Below are 472 nucleotides of genomic sequence, written 5' to 3'. Positions count from 1 at the left end.
CAGCTAGATGGCCGCCGCGGTGCAATCGTCGCAATAGATCCCAAAAATGGCGATGTGCTGGCTTTTGTCAGTAACCCAAGCTATGATCCCAATCCTTTTATCTCAGGGATTTCGTTCAAAGACTATGATGCCCTGCGAGAAGATCTCGATCAGCCCTTGTACAATCGCGCCCTCCAAGGGACATACCCACCTGGCTCGACCATCAAACCATTCGAGGGTCTAGGTGGCATTCACTATGGCTTGCGAGATTGGAACAGCACTATTTATGATCCTGGCTATTTTAGTTTACCAGGAGACAGCCATCGGTTTCGTGATTGGAAACGTGGCGGTCATGGCACGGTCGATCTAAAGAAATCTATCCAAATGTCGGTTGATACTTACTATTATAAACTGGCCTATGAGATGGGTATTCAGCGTCTACACGACTGGATGGTGCGCTTTGGTTTTGGGGACAAGACTGGTATTGATCTTC

1 protein-coding gene is annotated in these 472 nt (G+C 48.1%); it reads left to right on the top strand.

The annotated features are described in order from the left end of the window. Positions 1–472: penicillin-binding transpeptidase domain-containing protein (locus B3V51_RS12335; protein ID WP_286708510.1), on the top strand; the 472-nt coding region annotated here is incomplete at both ends.

This window comes from Psychrobacter sp. UBA2514 (assembly GCF_002341255.1).
GTDB classification, from domain to species: Bacteria; Pseudomonadota; Gammaproteobacteria; order Pseudomonadales; family Moraxellaceae; genus Psychrobacter; species Psychrobacter pacificensis.
Note: the sequence above shows the minus strand (reverse complement) of the source record. Positions and strands in the feature narration are given on the sequence as shown.